The 19,252-nt window shown below is 37.0% G+C and carries 15 protein-coding genes and 2 pseudogenes; 6 read left to right on the top strand and 11 right to left on the bottom strand.

Annotated features, from left to right (window positions below):
* Positions 1-574: 574 nt before the first annotated feature.
* Genes LNM86_RS01540 through LNM86_RS01550 form a run of 3 tightly spaced genes read left to right on the top strand, consistent with a single transcriptional unit; the run spans position 575 to position 2,384 of the window.
* Entirely contained in the window at positions 575-1,423 is an 849-nt protein-coding gene (locus LNM86_RS01540; protein WP_241438152.1) for a transketolase, read from the top strand.
* Positions 1,420-1,698, top strand: a complete 279-nt coding sequence (locus LNM86_RS12725) for a hypothetical protein (protein ID WP_256460914.1) — start codon at positions 1,420-1,422, stop codon at positions 1,696-1,698. Before LNM86_RS01540 ends, LNM86_RS12725 begins: the two co-directional genes overlap by 4 nt.
* The gene (locus tag LNM86_RS01550) at positions 1,695-2,384 is read left to right on the top strand and encodes a transketolase family protein (RefSeq protein WP_256460915.1); all 690 of its coding nucleotides are present in this window, start codon (positions 1,695-1,697) and stop codon (positions 2,382-2,384) included. Before LNM86_RS12725 ends, LNM86_RS01550 begins: the two co-directional genes overlap by 4 nt.
* Before the next feature lie 161 nt (positions 2,385-2,545).
* Here the strand turns inward: LNM86_RS01550 and lldD are convergent, their stop codons facing one another.
* Positions 2,546-3,697: an FMN-dependent L-lactate dehydrogenase LldD gene (gene lldD / locus LNM86_RS01555; protein WP_241438153.1), complete on the bottom strand. Its 1,152-nt coding sequence runs from the start codon at positions 3,695-3,697 to the stop codon at positions 2,546-2,548.
* Between the two features lie 893 nt (positions 3,698-4,590).
* A complete protein-coding gene (locus LNM86_RS01560; protein WP_241438154.1) occupies positions 4,591-5,679 on the bottom strand; it encodes a 2'-deoxycytidine 5'-triphosphate deaminase in 1,089 nt (362 codons plus the stop codon).
* A 292-nt stretch (positions 5,680-5,971) separates the two neighbouring features.
* Between LNM86_RS01560 and mutL the strand changes: the two genes are divergently transcribed.
* The gene (gene mutL / locus LNM86_RS01565) at positions 5,972-7,810 is read left to right on the top strand and encodes a DNA mismatch repair endonuclease MutL (RefSeq protein WP_241438874.1); all 1,839 of its coding nucleotides are present in this window, start codon (positions 5,972-5,974) and stop codon (positions 7,808-7,810) included.
* Positions 7,811-7,923: 113 nt separating this feature from the next.
* On the top strand, positions 7,924-8,160 hold the full coding sequence (locus LNM86_RS01570; RefSeq protein ID WP_241438155.1) for a DUF2093 domain-containing protein: 237 nt from the start codon (positions 7,924-7,926) through the stop codon (positions 8,158-8,160).
* A gap of 44 nt (positions 8,161-8,204) precedes the next feature.
* On the opposite strand, the gene lpxK is transcribed toward LNM86_RS01570, so the two are convergent.
* The 7 genes from lpxK to LNM86_RS01605 form a co-directional block, all read right to left on the bottom strand.
* Entirely contained in the window at positions 8,205-9,224 is a 1,020-nt protein-coding gene (gene lpxK / locus LNM86_RS01575; protein WP_241438156.1) for a tetraacyldisaccharide 4'-kinase, read from the bottom strand.
* On the bottom strand, positions 9,214-10,536 hold the full coding sequence (gene waaA, locus LNM86_RS01580) for a lipid IV(A) 3-deoxy-D-manno-octulosonic acid transferase (protein ID WP_241438157.1): 1,323 nt from the start codon (positions 10,534-10,536) through the stop codon (positions 9,214-9,216). Before waaA ends, lpxK begins: the two co-directional genes overlap by 11 nt.
* A 632-nt stretch (positions 10,537-11,168) precedes the next feature.
* A complete protein-coding gene (locus LNM86_RS01585) occupies positions 11,169-11,411 on the bottom strand; it encodes a DUF4170 domain-containing protein (protein ID WP_241438158.1) in 243 nt (80 codons plus the stop codon).
* Between the two features lie 47 nt (positions 11,412-11,458).
* Positions 11,459-12,262 (bottom strand): 3'(2'),5'-bisphosphate nucleotidase CysQ, encoded by an 804-nt coding sequence (locus tag LNM86_RS01590; protein ID WP_241438159.1) that lies wholly within the window; start codon positions 12,260-12,262, stop codon positions 11,459-11,461.
* On the bottom strand, positions 12,249-13,583 hold the full coding sequence (locus LNM86_RS01595; protein ID WP_241438160.1) for a TldD/PmbA family protein: 1,335 nt from the start codon (positions 13,581-13,583) through the stop codon (positions 12,249-12,251). The genes LNM86_RS01590 and LNM86_RS01595 overlap by 14 nt, the downstream gene beginning before the upstream one ends.
* A 1,294-nt stretch (positions 13,584-14,877) precedes the next feature.
* On the bottom strand, positions 14,878-15,327 hold the full coding sequence (locus LNM86_RS01600) for an SRPBCC family protein (protein WP_241438161.1): 450 nt from the start codon (positions 15,325-15,327) through the stop codon (positions 14,878-14,880).
* 249 nt (positions 15,328-15,576) lie between these two features.
* The gene (locus LNM86_RS01605) at positions 15,577-15,996 is read right to left on the bottom strand and encodes an EVE domain-containing protein (RefSeq protein ID WP_241438162.1); all 420 of its coding nucleotides are present in this window, start codon (positions 15,994-15,996) and stop codon (positions 15,577-15,579) included.
* Between the two features lie 711 nt (positions 15,997-16,707).
* Here LNM86_RS01605 and LNM86_RS01610 point away from each other — a divergent pair.
* On the top strand, positions 16,708-17,217 hold the full coding sequence (locus LNM86_RS01610) for a POTRA domain-containing protein (RefSeq protein ID WP_241438163.1): 510 nt from the start codon (positions 16,708-16,710) through the stop codon (positions 17,215-17,217).
* Between the two features lie 740 nt (positions 17,218-17,957).
* Here LNM86_RS01610 and LNM86_RS12910 read toward each other — a convergent pair.
* A pseudogene (locus LNM86_RS12910) lies at positions 17,958-18,320 on the bottom strand (DUF3987 domain-containing protein); the annotation flags it as partial.
* Positions 18,317-19,217: pseudogene (locus LNM86_RS01620) on the bottom strand (DUF7146 domain-containing protein). The pseudogenes LNM86_RS01620 and LNM86_RS12910, both read right to left, overlap by 4 nt.
* Between the last annotated feature and the right edge of the window lie 35 nt (positions 19,218-19,252).

Here is a 19,252-nt window from a genome sequence, read left to right on the forward strand (position 1 = left end):
AAGTCCTTGTTTTTATCTGATAGGATGAGAGAGAGTATTGTATAGATCTTTTTCAGGGCATTTTTTTATGAAGGGGTTACTTCATTTATGAAGAGTCGTTTTTAAAATCAATCAAAGATAGAAAATTGTATACGTCTATTTTTATCATCAACATATAATTTCTTATTTTTAACGTAATATACCTCAGTGTATATGGTGGTTTGAGTGCTCTTCTCATGATTATTACAATACGCTCATTTCAGGCAGGCAATACGAGCAGTATAAGCGGTATCATTGCCTTTGCAATGTTGCTGTACACTTACAAAATTTTTGCGAGTGTTATAAAATGCTCCTCTTAAAATCGATTTTTCAGTATCTTTTTATTATGTTTTGTAAAAATATTGATGAAATACATAAAAATATTTTTAAAATAAATTGGTCATTTTTGCATCCTTGACATACGCTCTATACAATTTTTATCAGGTACAGTATTTTTTACTATGGGAATTACTTTATCCGCTAAAAATAAAAGATAAGTAACGTATAAAATCACGATTTAAAGTATTCCTTTAATAAATCTTCTAGGGGGGGAAGTATGGCTTATGCGACCAACAAAGCAGATATCTGCGATGCAATTTACGCTCTGCGTTTGCGTCTTAAAACACTTGATCTCATTAGAAAAGCAAAGTCTGGACACACAGCTGGCAGTCTTTCCTGCATTGATTTCATTTATATCTTATACAGATATATTCTACGAATAAATCCAACTCGTATTCATGATCCCAATCGCGATCGATATGTTCAAAGTAAGGGACATGCGGTTGAGGCGTTGTATATTGTTTTATCAGAAATGGGATATTTTGATCCTCAACTGCTCGAGACTTATCTAAAATTTGGTTCTCATTTTATTGGCCATGTAAGCAAAAAAGTTCTAGGTATTGAGCAAAGTACAGGTTCTCTTGGTCATGGTTTGTCTCTTGGGGCCGGTATGGCTCTTTCTGGACAGCTTAATTCTCAATCTTACCGTGTTTTTGTGCTTCTTGGTGATGGCGAAATGGCAGAAGGATCCGTTTGGGAGGCTGTACTCTTTGCGGCACACTATAAACTTAGCAATCTTATCGCGGTTATTGATAGAAATAGGCTACAAATTACTGATACGACTGATGTTTTAATGAAAACAGAGCGCTTAGCAGATAAATTTATAAGTTTTGGATGGCATGTTATGGAAATGGATGGTCACGATATAACACAATTGAAGAAATCGTTGAGATCACTTTCATCGCATAAGGAAAAACCAACAGCAATACTGATGAACACCATAAAGGGGAGTGGAATTTCCATTATGGAAAACGACATACGCTGGCACCATAAAGTTCCAACAGATGAGGAATACAATATTGCGGTTAATGAAATTCAGAGCAAAATTCAATTAATGGGAGAATGAATGTGGATATTTCTCATCAGGAAACGCAGACTGCTGTGAAATTGTCAAATCTCGAGATCGTGAATAAAACGCTTATAAATATAGCGCGATTTGATAAAGATATTATTGTTTTAACAGCTGATTCACGCATATCTGGAAAGATTGATCAATTCGCAAAGCTTTATCCAGAACGTATGGTAGAAGTTGGTATTGCTGAACAAAATTTGGTAGGCGTTGCTGCGGGACTTGCTTCATTGGAAAAAAGCCATTTATTGTTTCACAAGCTTGTTTTTTGACAACGCGTGCACTTGAACAAATAAAGGTAGATGTTGCTTATTGCGAAAATCCTGTTCGATTGATTGGGATTAGTGCTGGAATTAGCTATGGACCACTTGGAGCGACACATCATGCCATTTCCGATTTTGCTTCGCTTCGCGCTATTCCTAACATACGCATTATTGCTCCTGCTGATAATAAAGAAACAGAAGCTGCGATACTCTCTACCCTAAATGACCCTATGCCTGTTTATATACGTTTAGGAAAGCGTGCAGTAGAAAATATTCATAGTGACGCTTCAAAAATCGATATTCGTAAAGTTTCTGTTATAAAAAAGGGCAAAGATACCCTCTTGCTTGCCATTGGAGAGACCGTTAAGATTTGTCTCGATGCTGCTGAAGAACTCCAAAAGTATCAAATTATACCAACAGTTGTCAGTATACCAACAATTCGACCTTTAGATGATGTCTCTGTACGAGAATTATGCAAACTTCACAGATCTGTTCTTGTCTGTGAAGAACATAGTGTAAATGGAGGACTTGGAGATGCGATTGCGAGATTACTTATGGAACAGGGCATTACCTGTAAATTTGTATCGTTAGGAATACCGGATGAACCGATCTGTAATGGGAGCCAATTGGACGTTTTAGCCCATTATGGGATCAGTCAAGATAATATAACGAAAACGATATTAGCAATGCAATAATAGAGAAGAATCTTGCATTACATCTCAATATACGCACTCGTTAACAAGGAATGTTAATCACTAAGAATGGAAAAAATAAGACAGTCGGGCGTAAGAAACCACACTTTTCCTGCTTTTAATAAAAAACGCTCTTTTGCTAAAGAGAGTATAAGACAGCTTTCTCATTGTTTAAAAGCATCTATATTTACTAAGCTTTCATTGGTAATGTCTTTAATCGTTTGTGCACCGGTCAATGTCATCGCTACGCGCATTTCATTTGCAAAAAGATCAAGCAGATGCGCAACACCTTTCTCACCTGCTGTTGCAAGCGCATAAACAAAAGCACGACCAATCATAACAGCATCCGCACCTTGCGCTATCATGCGTACAACATCAAGGCCAGAACGAACACCAGAATCTACTAAAATCGTCAGATCATCTTTTACTGCTTCTGCAATTGTTGGCAATGCACGTACAGTTGATAAGACACCATCAAGTTGGCGCCCTCCATGATTGGAAACAACAATACCATCAGCACCAAATTGCACGGCTTCTCGTGCATCTTCTGGATCAAGAATACCTTTCAAAATCATTTTTCCCTTCCAAAAATCTCGAATCCATTGCAGATCACGCCAACCAAGTGATGGATCAAAATTTGCCCCAATCCAACCAACATAATCGTCTAATGCAATCTTCTTTTTCAAGTAGGTAGAAACATTTCCAAGATCATGGGGATGCCCCATAATACCAACATTCCAAGCCCAATGAGGATGGGTAAAAGCTTGAAAAATACGGCGCAATCCAGCATATGGTCCAGACATTCCCGAATGCGCATCACGATAACGTGCACCAGGAACCGGCATATCGACTGTAAACACCAAGGTTTGTACACCAGCTTCCCAAGCCCGCTCTAAGACATCACGCATAAATCCACGATCTTTAAGAACATAAAGTTGAAACCAAAATGTACTTCCAACGGCCTTCTGGACTTCGGCAATGGGGCAAACTGAAACGGAGGATAGGGTAAAGGGAATACCTTTTGTAACGGCTGCACGTGCAGCTTGTACTTCACCACGGCGTGCATACATGCCCGTTAATCCAACGGGTGCAAGTATAATTGGTAAGTGAAGTGTTTGATCAAAAACCTTAGTTGAAAGATCAACGTCACCAATTTGCTTTAGAATCCTTTGACGGAGTGCAAGTTCTTGAAGATCGGTACAGTTACGTCGTAGCGTTTCCTCAGCATAAGCACCACCATCAATATAGTGAAAAAGGAAAGGAGGAAGTCGACGTTTTGCTGCTTTGCGGTAATCAAATGTTGAAGAAATAATCATAATAGTGCCATTGATTTTTGAATGAAAAGTGAAAACACTCTAAAACAAATAAAGACTCATCTACACGCCTCTTATTTAAAGGTTTTCTCAAATCATTTCATTCAGTAGAGGCAGGGTATAAAGATTGCAACTCAAAAAATACATTTATAAAAATGATATTTCTTTTATCCAGATTTATGAAAGCTCCCTAGTATTTATCCTTGAGCAATAATTTGTGCATTTATACCTTGTGAATAGAGTTCTTTAAAATTTAGAGGTTCTCCCTTATAATTAATGCTCCTTTAAGAGATATTTTTTCAGTCATTTATTGTAATTTATAAAACATGTCCAAAAATATTCCTTATATTTTAGTTTATAAGTAATAAAGTCAATTATATTTTATTAGCACATAAAGTCAAAAAAGCCTTTGTTAAAATTGAAAACCAAGCCGTTGTATGCATCTCATAATCTTCTCATATTAGAAGCCCTAGAATGAAGCTAGGCTTCGTTTGTATTGAAATTCATCAAAGTATTTTTCATGATTCATATGAAGAAATTTCAGAGATTTTGTATATTAATACATCTTGACGAAAAAATCTTTTTCTATCAAGCAATTTTCTGGTCATAATTATAGAGAAAAGAAGTAATTTAAACAAGGTCATCAAGATATTGTTTAATTGAGTAAAATTTTCATTTTTTAAAACAATATTCAATATTATTGTATTATAGAATAATAAGTTTCTTCTGGACTGGTAGTAAAAACAGTGAATATATTTATTTAAATTCCCAAAAAGAGTTGTGGTAACAACCATTGTGTATAGTTAAAGAGTGCTCCACATCTATGAGAGATCAAAATATTTCTTCAATGAGATACACTTTCTGTACAGAGTTTACCAAAGTCTATGTTTTTACAATCATTTAAAATGTTTAGATAATTTTAATCCCTGTGCTTGGTAATGTGATCCAGTATCCTGCCCATAAAGTGCTAACGGTCGATGAAGCATATGTTCATAGACTAAGCGACCAATAATTTGACCATGTTCTAAGATAAATGGAACCTCATGGCTACGCACTTCCAAAACCGCTTTTGCTCCTTTCCCACCTACTTCCATATGCCCAAATCCTGGGTCAAAAAAACCTGCATAATGCACCCTAAATTCACCAACTAAGGGGTCAAAAGGGGTCATTTCCGCGGCATAAAGTGGAGGAACATGGACAGCTTCTCGTGAAACCAAAATATAAAATTCATCAGGATCAAGAATCAGTTCCCTTTGACCACGATCAAAGAGTGGTTCCCAAAAATCGAGAATATCAGCAGCAGCACGTTTATCGATATCAATAACACTTGTGTGGCGCTTACCACGATAGCCCACAAGCCCATTTTTGTCCCCTTTCAAATTAATGGAAAGTGCAATGCCACCAGCACTAATATTAGGCAAATCATCTGATATCAGCGTTTCATCTCTATGCAAAGCATGGAGTTCAATTTCATTTAAAGAGCTGTATCCTTTGCGAAATCGAAGTTGCGATAAACGTGATCCGGTACGTACCAAAATGGGAAATGTCCGAGGACTTATTTCAAGATAAAGGGGACCATGATAGCCGTCACGAATTTTATCGAACTCTTGTGCATTATCTGTAATTACACGGGTAAAAATGTCTAATCGCCCAGTAGAACTTTTAGGATTAGCAACGGCTGATAAAGTTTCTGGTAAAGCCAAGCTTTCTAAAAGAGGAACAATATAAACACAACCTGTTTCTAACACGGCTCCGTCTTGCAAAGCAAATTCGTGCAACTTTAACTGTTCCAGTTTATTGAAAACTTTTCCGTTGGCTCCTGGCATAAAGGAAGCACGGATACGGTAGGCTTTTTCCCCTAACCGAAGATCAAGACTTGCAGGTTGTATTTGGGTTTTGTCAAATGGACACAGAGCTTTGAGAATTTCATTATCAATCAAAGTTTGTATATCATTGTCTGCCAAAATACCGCTTACACGCGTCATATGTTGTGCCTTCCATTTTTACGTCATTTCTTTTTGGCTCAGATAATTGATTGGCACAAGCTATTTTAAGACGATAAAATTATTTCCCTCAGGTTTTGCCAATCAATTCGTTGCTACAATTCATACAAGAATGCTACAAGCAATAAAACAATATTTGATACAATATTTTTTGAAAGTAAATTATGTGCATAATATCTTTTACAGACTCTCATTCTTGAATGTTGTACAAATGATGCTATCATAACTCAGAGTTTCTATTATAGAATCCATGGGAATCCTGTTAGAATTTATTATGATCATACGTCATCTTAGCGAAAATATTATTAATCAAATTGCTGCCGGTGAGGTGATTGAACGGCCAGCAAATGTTGTCAAAGAACTTGTTGAAAATGCTATTGATGCGGGAGCTACGCGAATCGAAATTGTCACGGCAAATGGAGGAAAAAGTTTTATAAAGGTGAGCGATAATGGCTGTGGTATTCCAGCAGATCAGTTAACGCTAGCAGTTTCTCGCCATTGTACTTCAAAAATTACGGATGATGTGCACAATATCTGTTTTCTTGGGTTTCGAGGAGAAGCTTTACCTTCAATTGGTTCTGTTGCAAAACTGAAATTAACCTCACGAACACAAGATTCTGATAGTGCTTTTGAAATGATTGTTACAGCAGGGAAAATGATTGGACCAAAGCCTGCTTCTGGCAATCTTGGAACGATTGTTGAAGTTCGTGACCTTTTCTTTGTGACACCCGCACGGCTAAAGTTCATGAAAACTGATCGTGCTGAAGCGAATGCCATTAGCGATATGATTAAACGAATTGCGATCGCATTTCCACAGATTCGTTTTTCTCTTTCAGGTCCAGACAGAACGTCTCTGGAACTCCCTGCTACAGAAAATAACACGCAAGGGCAGTTACAGCGTATCACGCAGATCATGGGTAAAGAATTTGCTCAAAACAGCATTGCACTTAATGCTGAACGCGAAACCGTGCGTTTAACAGGGTTTGCTTGTTTGCCATCCTTTAACCGCGGTAATAGCCTTCATCAATTTGCTTATGTTAATGGGCGTCCAGTACGAGACAAATTTCTTTTTGGTGCAATTCGAGGAGCTTACGCTGATGTTATGACACGGGATCGTTATCCTGTATCGATTCTTTTTATTGATTTGCCACCCGCTGATGTAGACGTTAACGTTCATCCAGCCAAAGCAGATGTGCGCTTCCGCGATTCAGGTTTCATTCGCGGTTTAATCGTTGGAGCAATTCGTGAAGCATTGCATCAAATTGGTGTTCGTCCTACGACAACGCGTTCTGAAGCAATGTTAACAGCCTTTCAGACACAACAGTCCTTGAAGCCTTTTAAAAGCACTCATCAATCTTCTTCGTACAACCCACAGCATCATCATTTTGCATCTGCATCAATGGTTCATAAACCATTAGATATTACCAGCTCTTTTGGTTTAAAAGAAGAGATGTCTCCTCTTATGGAGGGCTTAGATGCGCCAAGTGGTGATGCTTCTATTTCTAGCATAGCACCATCATCAGAAGAATTATCTTATCCATTAGGAGCCGCGAGAGCCCAAATCCATAAGAACTATATTATCGCTCAAACCCAAGATAGTTTGATCATTGTCGATCAACATGCAGCGCATGAACGATTGATTTATGAAGCGCTCAAGAATGCACTTTATTCTAAACCGCTTCCCTCACAAATACTACTTATCCCTGAAATTGTAGAACTCTCTGAAGAAGATGCAACATGCCTTTTAACGCACAAAGAGACTTTGCAGAAGTTTGGTTTGGGAATAGAGCCATTTGGTCCTGGTGCAATCGTTGTGCGTGAAACACCTTCTATGTTAGGAGAGATCAACATACAAGCGCTCATTAAAGATCTTGCAGATGAGGCTGCTGAATATGACACGACAGACAATTTAAAAGCAAAGCTTGATTATATTGCCGCAACCATGGCTTGTCATGGTTCAATACGGTCAGGGCGGATTTTACGCCCTGAAGAAATGAACGCACTGTTACGACAAATAGAAGCAACGCCTCATACAGGAACGTGTAATCACGGACGTCCTACTTACATTGAACTCAAATTGGCGGATATAGAAAGGCTTTTTGGTAGAAAATAAGTTTTCATTCACTCCTTTAGAAAGAGATTTTTTAAATCATTCTCGACTTTATAAGGCATTTTATGGCACTGTATTTGTATAACTTCTCATAAAATAGGAAGGAATTATAGAGAATGTTTTCCAGTGATGAACGTGAAGCAAAGATCCATTATACCAATAATGGGTATAAAATTGTAGAATATGGAACCTATACGCGTTGTGCTGTTAGCGGAGAAAAAATTCCAATAGATGATTTAAAATATTGGAATCATCATCGTCAAGAGGCATATGCGAGTTGTGAAATTTCCTATCATCGTGAACTTGAATGCAATCCCTATCTTCGTCAATTGTTAGAAGTACAAAAAAAGTAACCAGTTGAAAACTCTAAATTGATCTTTTCCTTCAAAAGGGTAAATTAAAGGGAATGTTTGCGTTTTCTAAAACGGGCTATAACCTCTTCAAGCAGCATACAGCAGAAATCTTTTTGAGAAAAATGAACTTCAACATCAAAGATAATGAGATTTTTTAAGTCTTTTTGTCCACTGTTTGTTTGTATTCGCACGTAATCCTTAGCCGTTGTCGCCAGCCATAAATTTTGCTTTTTAGCTTTTTGTGCAAGATTTTTTAAATCTGCGTTTGTAAAGAAATAGTGGTCAGGGTAAGAATAAGTTTGCACGACATGGCCAGACAGTTCTTTAATGGATTTAAAAAATTTATCTGGATTGCCAATGCCGGCAAATGCCAAAAATGATTTTCCTGCAACCTTATCAGATGCTAAAGATTTAAGGGAAGCATAATGCAAAGATTTTCCAGCACGCGTGACAAGAAAAGCAGTCTTATCATGCTCATCCGAATGACCAATCAATAAAACACTGTCTGTTAAAGAAAGCTGTGTTTTTAATGGCACACGCAAAGGTCCTGCTGGAAAAACAGCTCCATTTCCAAAACCACGCATCGCATCTACAACGAGTAATGCATAATCCATGTAAAGACGGCGGCTTTGAAACCCATCATCCATTAGAATAAGATTACATCCTTCTTGCTTGAGTCGTTGTGCTGCTGCATAACGATCGACAGATATCGCGACAAAAGCATGTTGAACAAGTAAAAGAGCTTCATCCCCAACATTGCGCGCATCATCATATTTTTCATTTACAAGATGTACTCCTTTAAATGCGCCACCATAACCACGCGATACAACACCAGGTATGAAACCAAGCTCTTTTGCGGCTTTTGCAAAAGCAATGACAACAGGTGTTTTACCAGTACCACCACATGTAAAATTACCAATACATAAAACTGGAAGATCGATAATAGGAGGCTGTTTTGCTATACGGCGGCGTGAAAAATAACCATACACCCAAGAAATTGGAGCAAATAAAAGACGTAAAAAACTTTTATCTTTCCACCAAAAATCAGGTGTCTTAATGTGCATGCTTACCCTGATGTTGACTTAGACCTGTTTGTATCACAAGAGGTTGCAAAAATGGTTCAAGAAGCTTTAATGTGCGCTCGAGTGCACCCGCCATGCTGGTTGCGACTTCATAAGCTTTATCAACCATTTCTTGTCGTAAGACTTCATTTGTTAAAAGCTTATAGACCTGAATAGCAAGCTGTTTTGCATCTTGAATCATATATGCTGCATCACGCGCCAAAAATTTCTCAAACATTTCTTGAAAATTTGCAACATGAGGCCCAGTGAGAATAGCCGAACCAAGCAAAGCTAACTCCAATGGATTGTGTCCCCCATCTCCACATAACGACTTTCCAATGAAAGAAACTTTCGATAAGCGAAGAAACAGTCCCATTTCTCCAATCGTATCTCCCCACAAAATGTCTGTATTTGCATCTGGAACAGTATTGTGACTTCTACGGATAAAACGCAAGTTCTTATTGTCACAATTTCGCATAAGATTTTCTAAACGTTCAGGATGACGAGGCACAATAATTGTTAATAAGTCTGGCAAATAATTTCTAAGAATTTTATGAACCTCAAAAGCAATTTCTTCTTCCCCTTCATGGGTTGAAATAGCTGCCCAAACTGGGCGATTGCCAATAGCATTACGATAATGCGCAAGCAAATCTTGATTTTCTAGCGGCAAAACATCAGCCTTAAGATTACCAGAAAATGCTACAGATTTTACCCCAAGCGCTTGATAACAAGCAACATCCCTTTCGTTTTGACCAATAGCTAAGTCGATATGCTTAAAAATATGTTTAGCAAGAACAGGTCGTTTTTGCCAAGCTCTAAAAGAACGTTCAGACATATGAGCATTAACTAAAATTTGTGGAATGTGCATTTTGGCAAGTTCTTTAATGCGGAGAGGCCAAATCTCCGATTCACAAACCAACGCTAAATCAGGCTTCCAATGGCTAATAAAGCGACGCACAGCCAAATCTAAATCCAATGGAGCATATTGATGAATGAGTCGATTACCAAACAGCTTTTTCACAAGAGAAGAAGATGTTACAGTGCCGGTTGTTAATAATACATTGATTTTCAATGATAAAATATAATTAATAAGTGGAAAAAGAGCTAACGTTTCTCCAACACTAGCCGCATGTAACCAAATTAAAGGGCTTTGAGGACGTGCTTTATGGTTTTTACCTAAACGCTCTTTTTGGCGCCTCCATTCTTCTTTTCCACGGACAGCACGAAGAAACAAATAGAAAGGTACAATGGGACGTAAGCAAAAACCAATCATCCGATAGATTGAAAGAGCCGTACGTGCCTTGAGTTCGATCATTAAAACTACCTCATTTATTTGTTTTGAGATGTTTATAAGCTTTTTTCATCAAACGATTTATCACCTCTGTTGATTGCATTATTTTTTTAACAAGTCGCTAAATATAAATATTCTTCGTATTTTAAGTAACAAAAACGCTTTCTTCATGAGAATGTTTTGAAAAGCAGAATTGTAATTCTACCCTATTGTTTAAAGAATCTTCTCCTGTAAAAATGCATATACACAAAGTATGATAGGACAGGTAAAGAATTTTGCTAATAAAATAATCTTTTTTCTAGTTTCAAGGACTTTATATCCACAATTATGGTATTTTTCATCAGATTTAAGAGCATTGTAGACTTGAACGCCCCACATCCATGCTTATAAATATAAGGCGTTTTCATTTATGTTTTCAAATTATGAATAAATTTAATCTTTTACTTTTTTCAAACGATACATTTACTTTTGAACTCACAACAGAAAATTGTCTGAATCACACTTCTATCAGTAAATACTGATTTACGTACCAAAAGCATCTTAAAAGACAAGATTTCTTTTTCTGATTTTTTCGTTCATCCTCGTATTAAATTTAAAAAAATTTAATTTTTCCGGACGCATATAATGAGGAAAATACTAATCAAGAGTTCAACTTTTTACGCATCACTCATTTCACTATCAAGAAAGCGATGCAAATCTACGATGTAATAACGTTGTAATGCATTATCGACACTGCTTTGTGCTTTTGCTTGCCATGCTTCTTGAGCTGATTGATAATCTGGAAAGATACCAACCACATCTAAATCATCAAGATTCTTGAATTGATTACTATTAAGATTTTTCAATTCCCCACCAAATACAAGATGCAAATATTGTTTTTTTTCAATGTGTTCAGTCATATGTGCCTCCATATCATTAAGAAATTTTAGCGTATTTTTGTACGTGATTAAACTAACTTTGCTTTACGAACAACATCTATCATCTCTTGACAGCAATTATTTTTTCCAGCAACTAAAATCCCATATTGATAAGGTTCAATTCCGTAAGATATGAAAGATGCATCAAGCGATAGAAAACAACCCCCACATTCTTGTAAAATGAGGTCCGCCGCGGCAATATCCCATGCATGACAATTCGGACGAACTAACACAATATCAATTTCATTTTGAGCAACAAGAGCAATGCGGTATGCGAGAGAAGGGATGTAACGATAAAGACTAACTTTATTGAGAAAATCATTTGGCAGTTTTTGAGCAAGCGATTTATCAAGTGAGACTTTATATTTGCGATTCATTTGCGATTGTAAAAGAGGAAGCTCTCTACTATTTAATGTAGCCCCTCCGCCAATAACAGCAGCATAAACATCTCCTTGTGCAGCACACTGCAAGACTCCCACGATAGGACGTCCATTCTCAATAATAGCTATCGAAACACACCAATAGGTGCTTCCAGAAAGAAAACCACGCGTTCCATCAATAGGATCAACTACAAAGTAACGCTCATAAGTTCCTTGCCCTCGATCATCTTTTGTTTCTTCTGAAATCCATCCATAATTTGGGCGCGCTTCAAGAAGTTTTTTTTTCAAAAAGCGATCAACGGCAAAATCTGCTTCACTGACGGGTGAATTACCATCTTTTATCCAAACATCCAACGCACATCCAAAATACTGCATTGCTAAATCCCCTGCTTCTCGACCAGCATCAAGTAAGAGGTGTAAATCAGAAATATGATGTGTGTTATTTCCCTGCAAGTGTCATCCCTTCAATTAATAATGTTGGAGCTGCTGTACTATAACGCCGATCAATATCATTTGCAGGCGTTAAATGCGCTAACATATGGAGCAAATCAGAACCTAAAGTTATCTCACCACTTACTGGATGAGCGATTTCACCATTTTCAATCCAAAAACCAGAAGCACCCCGACTGTACTGACCTGTAACAAAATCAATACCATGTCCAAATAATTCTGTAACATAAAAACCACGTCGCAAATTTTTTATCATATCGTGAGGTGATATGAAACCCGGTTCAATAGCAAAATTGGTACTTGTTGGTTGAACCAATGATGCTGAACGCATGCCACGACCATTGGTTTTAAGCCCTAATTCACGTGCTACAGATGATGAAAGAAGCCAGTTTTTTAAAACACCATTTTCAATAATATTCAATGGTTGCCCCTCGACTCCCTCTCCATCAAAAGGACGAGAAGCATTTCCACGCAATCGTAGAGGTTGATCTGTTACGTGAACATCCGGTTTCATTACTGCTTTTCCCAAAAGATTTTGTAAAAGACTTGTTTTGCGAGCTACAGATGCTCCATTTACCATAGAAGCGATATGTCCAGCAATTCCACGGGCTGTCCGCGGATCAAAAATCACATCGACGTTTCCTGTAGAAGCACGAACTGCTCCTAAACGTCGAACTGCCCTTGTTCCTGCATTTTTTCCCACAGTTTCTGCTGCTTCCAAATCAGAAAAATGTAAGGCAGTTGTATAATCATAATCCCGCTCCATTGCTGTACCATCACCGGCTACAGCACTACAAGAACGTGAAAAATAACTGGATTGATAGGTTCCACAAAAACCATCGCTCGTTACAAGAATAAATCCACTACGGCCATAAGCTGTTGCGGCCCCACCAGAATTGCTTACTCCTTTAACATCAAGCGCTGCTGCTTCTGTTTTTAAAGCATCTTCTGTTAAAAAACGACTATGTGGAACAAAATCATCAAAAAGATCAAGATTTTTAGGATGTTTGACCAAAGAATCTTTATCTGCCAAACTTTCAAATAAATTGTCAGGAGAAGCTTTCGCCATTGCAACAGCGCGTTGTGCCAGTTCTTGCGGATAAGCCGCTAAATTAGCAGAAACACTTGCTACTTTTTTGCCGACAAAAACCCTTAATGTGAAATCGTTGCTTTCTGAAGATTCTGTCGATTCGACTTTTCCAAAGCGAACCGATATATTGGTAGAATGCGTATGAACGATAATAGCATCAGCAGCATCGGCTCCAGAACGTTTTGCTGATTCAATGAGTGAAGCAGCCTTATCAATCTGGTTTTTATCAGTCATCATGGACTCCTTAAAGATTTATATGGTTAAGCCATTTGGTAAGTTTACACAAACTGTAGGTCTTTTATGCTTATCAATAAAAATTATGCGTCATTAACGCATTTTTTTCCTTTAGCAAATTGAGCAATTTCTCTTTTAGCGTCTTTTCAAAAAGGTGCAATATGTTCTCAATTTTTTCAGATTTTACCATTCCGATACATTTCATATCATGACACAAGCTAAATCCCCATTTATAATTCTAAAAAGAGGAGGTCATACGATGATATTTGGCTTTAAGTTCAAATGTTTAAGTGTTACGATAATTGGTAGATATTCTAAACCATATACTCTTGGCCACTAAGTGCTATAAACCAATCTCCATATTATATCGCCTATACCGTTCTTTAATTCTTATGCAAGTATTAAGAGATATCTTACTATAATATTCCTTCTTAATGTTTATGTGCTCTTTCCTCATGAACACAGTAATCTTACCAATGAAACAAAAACTATAGAAAGTATAAAAGGTAACTTCTTTCGTTATAATTTTACCAACATCAGCATTTATATATTTTCTTAATCCTGTGTTCGATGTCAGCCTAAACTCTCCATTATTTTTTGTCGAAAATAAGTTATAATCATAACATTCTTTTCCGCAGATACTGAGGGTAAAATGATGATAGCATCTTGTTATTTCTTATGCGTCGTAATTCATTGGCAACTATGTTATTAAAGCAAAAAAGCTGCTTGACTTTTTCTACATCCATGCCTCAATTTTTAGTTTGGAAATCAGCATACATGAAATAAATTTTGGCAAAACTATAGGTTATAATCATTTTAGCAGATTAAAGATCTCGTCAGTAATGAAATGGTCTTTACACATAAAAAGATCTCACTTTTTTTAAAGAGAGAGCCTAATAAAGTGAGGTCAATTTTTATAGAGTAGATATTGCACTTATTTTATGGCCTTATGCTTTCAAACGGTACCATATAAAAGAGCTAGTAAAAAAGAAATAAGCTATTTTTATGCTTTTTAAAGAAGAACAACAGTTAACAGCAACAACGTTCTTATTGTCAACAAAAGAAACATTTTATAGATTTTTTATGATAAAGTAGAATAAAGTAATTTTTAATAAAAGCTTTCGTGTAGAATCGATTTTACATAAGAGTTTGATTAGATTTAAACACATAATACCAAAATGCTTCGTGGAGGGGGGAATATCTATAATCCAAAGATTTTATTTTCGCTTGAACGGGAATGCTTACGTCATTTCTTTTCGAGAAAATATTAATTTTCTTCATGTGTTAAGCATCACTACGAAACAGTTTTATTCCCATTAAGAGCACGACGATTCATTTCAATCATAGCATCACGAAGGTGCAATTTAATTTTTGATCCAATCATGACTCCAAATAAGGGAGCAAGTAAACCCGACATAGTTACAGTATGACGAATTTTATTATTTGAAGAACAAGACTTTGTTGAACGAATATACTCATGATCGAAAGTCATGCGGGTAAAAGGAAGTTTAGCATAATCAGAAAAGCAAACATTTTTTATAACTTTATCAAGTGTAAAAGTTACTTTCGGTCCTTTTTTAGGCTTCATTTTTCCTACAGCTCCTGCTTTAAAAGCACCAGAAAGTTCTACCCACTCAAGCTCGTGATCCCAACAAGGCCATGTTGCCACATTTTCCCACATAGCCCAAATTTGCTCAGCACTTGCTTCTGTATTAATCTCTTCACTATGTGACCATTTAAACATTTGAGTTCTCTTTATTTTACAAAAAAATTCCATGTTAATAGATTAAACATAGAAATATTCAAGCTAAAATAAACTTTTAAATTTAAGTTATTCCTTCTTCTAGTACTGCTCTAAACAGTATTATCATAATGAAGAGTGAATAGATAACAATTTACTTATTAATTATGCCTTAGTGAGATAAAGTTATTCAATTTCTCAAAGAAATCTCCTTCAGATATTTTATCAAAAATAACCAAAATAATTGAATAATTAACCGTCATAAATCCCCATTGCTTCACGAATTTTATTTGCATCATAAGCTGTAATTTCAAAAAAACCTCGTCGTGCTAACATTCCCCAATGAGGTTTTTTCAGAAGTTTAAGCCCTTCAATTTCTTTTAAAACAACAGGTTGTGCTTGTTTATTAAAAATGACATCTTTTCGAAATGGTATAAAATGAGGAGCTTGCTCTACTTGATAAATATGATTATCTTTAAACACGCACTGAAACTCTATTGTTTGAAGAATTTGTCCTGTACCCATTTCATTGCGTGGGCAGTAAATGAAAACTTCATCTCCCTTAGATGTTTTCTGAAGGGGACTGGCTTTTCCGTGACAGACTTGAAGAAAGCCAAATTCAGCCGCCAAGCGTGCATGAGTTCGAGAAATTACAGCGATCCAATGTTTCATATTATCTCTTTCAATTATTCACTCTTTAACAAAGTAAGCAATGTTTTCTAAACGAAATGAAATTTCTCTTTTAAAGTTATCCAGTAACAAAGGTGGGCTTTCTGTGCTGGAAGACATCAATATACATTTAATATATTAAATCTGTGAGTTGTCGATGTATCATTAATAATAATTGTATAGATAAAAAGAAGCTAGAGTTTTTATTATAAGCTATGATCTCTCAATGAGAAAATCATCTAAACAATTATTGAATGAAAATTAAAAATACACGAAGGAACAATTTTATTTAGCGCTAGAGCCGCTCGATGAAATAAAAGGATAATCAGAAGAGAACAGACATAACTGTCAAAAGAAACAAAACTTTTGTTTCAATAGAATTGTGATCATTCGCTTTGCAGAGGAGAGGTAAGCGAACAGAATGCTATTGAAGTGCTATTGGAAAGCGTTTTGCAAAATTGTTTTGAAGAGCTTTAAAAGCGCGCGTTTTCTCATTGATGGGGATAGTTGGTCTTAAAGATTAACACTCCAAACAGTTTTGGCTAGAAAGTGCATGATAAAAGCGTGGGGGGAGATTTTCACAAAATTAAAATCAAACAAGGTTTTGGTGCTAATTGTATTGAGATGCGAGAGTGTCTGGATGCGAACGCATGTACTTTTTTGCTCAAAATCTTCAAATGTTTATGAAGCGTTTTAAAAAGAGCGCTTCATTGGATGACCAAAAGTGGGGGGCGTCTTTCATTGTTTTTTGCATATTTGTGTCAAGCTTATCGCTTAAGGCTTTTTCTAACCCTTTTTATCTTCTTTTGCATGTTTTGTGGTGTAAGAGGAATTTTGGCGCGCTCTTCGGCTGTTTTTCAGTCTCCAGCAGATGTTTTTTCGCGTCAACAGGCTGAGCAGCAAAGATTAGAGAAGATAGAGAGTTTGCGGGCTTTAACGTCCAAAGGAATGAACCCTTCTCCTGAAAGAGAGCAAGGCGCGCTGTTGGGTGGTGGACCGTGTTTTGCCATTCACCATATTGCTGTTGAGGGTATGCATCATCTCAAAAAGCATAGCATCACAACCGTGACGGATCCTTATGCTGGGCGATGTCTCGGGCTTTTTGATATCCAGACATTGATGAGACAGCTTACCAAACTTTATTTAGAGAAAGGCTATGTGACGGCGCGTTTTTATTCCCGATCAGGGTATCAAAAGCAGCAAAACTCTCAAATTTATTGTTGATGAGGGGCGGCTTTCAGAGATCTATTATAATAGTTTGCCGGCCTCTGCTCATAACAATATTGTGTGTGGTGCTTTTCCTAGTCTTAAAGGGCACTTTTTTTCATAAGCAGAGAGAAGTTGAGAGATAACATCATTAAACGCAAATGTTTAAAGAGAGCTTTACAGCTGTTTTTTGTTTTATGAGAGATTGCTTTAAAAACCAACGCTTGCTTTTGATTGACTTGATATAATTTTACAAAACGTTTTGAGAAGGTGCTTTCTTTCAAATTGACCGCCTTAAAAATAAGGGCATTGTTATGAATAGGTTTTAAATCATCACAGAGCTAATAGGTTTTTTCACATTCAAATGTGATGATCTAAAAGAACGCTTTTATAATCATTCCTTTATATTATTTTGGATAAGTTTTTATAAAGAGACTAGAGAGCTTGTAATATAATACATTTTGTATATAATCGCTTGCTATCAATTTCTTTTATAGAGTTCCTTTCTATGGGATAGGTTACTTTCCTTTTCGATATCTCCCCCCGAGATCACCTTTTTTACATCACCAAAGTTTCTTAAAGCTCTAATACGGTATATCTACGCATTGCATATCATATGTGAACTCATATTTTTGGGATGATGTTTTCTTATTAACAGTAGCATTCATAGCTAGTCTCTCTTTATTAATGTTGTCTGTTATTTTTGATACCCATCAAGGCATCGGACGCTAACAAATACGGTGATAAATAGCCCCCTACAGTTTAGGAACAATGTACCAATTATCATGCTGTTTTGGAGCGATACGCACACCATTGCCAATCACGGAGGCTAAAGCACAGACAGTAGAGACAGCCACAAAATCGATAGGGGATTGTTGACGGTCAGCAATATCATAAATATACCTTCCCAATACCAATGGAACTTGTTTAGCGTGAAAAGGTTCAACCGGTAAAAGCGCTTTGTTTATCGGTTTTAATTCGCCCCATCCCATTTGTTGCAAAGCCTGTTCATAAGGGATGGCTTGTAAACAGGGATGCTACTTTAAAGAGGCAGGGGTGTTATCGTTAGCAGTATTATTTACAGAACTATTTTCGTTGTTATCAAGACTATGTTTTGTCATTGTTTTTCACTTTCATAATTTAATAATAAAATGTTGAAGTCAGAACCATGGGGGGCTTGCATCATCAAGACATTGAAGCCTTGGCATTGCGCACGGGCAGCAAGGGCGAAACCTGCTTTACGACCCGCCTCATCGCCATCCATAGCTATGGTGAGATGGGCTTGGCATTGGGGTAAATTCACATGCACCATGCCACTGGTTGAAAGGGATGCCCATAAAGTCACAGGCTCCGATAACAGAGCAGACAGCAGAGAAAGACCTGTTTCAATTCCCTCACAAATGACCAGATGTTGAGAATTAGTTTGGCATAAATGCACAGCACCGCCCTTAACAGAGCCCAGCATCGCTTTTTTTGGTAACTGTTCTGTTTTGCATCCATTGTCTTGTAAAAAGGTTCTATGGATTGCAAAGGAGCCACCACCCTCAACAAGAGCAACCAATGCGGGGATGGTTTTCCCAGAGGGATGAGGGCATTTGCTATGAAAGCGTAAACTAGGGGGGCAAGTTACAAGTGATACCACGCTTGCGTAAATAAAGCTCTGCTATGGTCCCTTTAATTGGTTGACTTTGCTTCCAAATCTTTTGTGCTCTCTCTGCTTTCTGTTTTGCCTTGTTATCTTCACAACAAAACTGTTTTGAGAGAGACAACCTATAATCATAAGTTTTATCAAAACATGTTTGTATATCGATAAGACCAATGCTCTTAAGAGCTTGTAAGATCTCTTTAAAAGAACAGCCGGCATAACAATAAAGCAAGAGCCGCCCATCATTTCCATTGGCAAGAGATAAGCTAGGCACTTGATCATCATGAGCAGGGCAGCGAGCAAGTCCATAAGCACCATACCAGACACCCCGCAAGGCATTTGTAATGCCCCGAGCATTTATAAAATGATACATTTTCGCATCCTTAGACGTTGCGTCACAGGACGGTT

Origin of the sequence: Bartonella machadoae (assembly GCF_022559585.1) — a bacterium.
Taxonomy (GTDB): Bacteria; Pseudomonadota; Alphaproteobacteria; order Rhizobiales; family Rhizobiaceae; genus Bartonella; species Bartonella machadoae.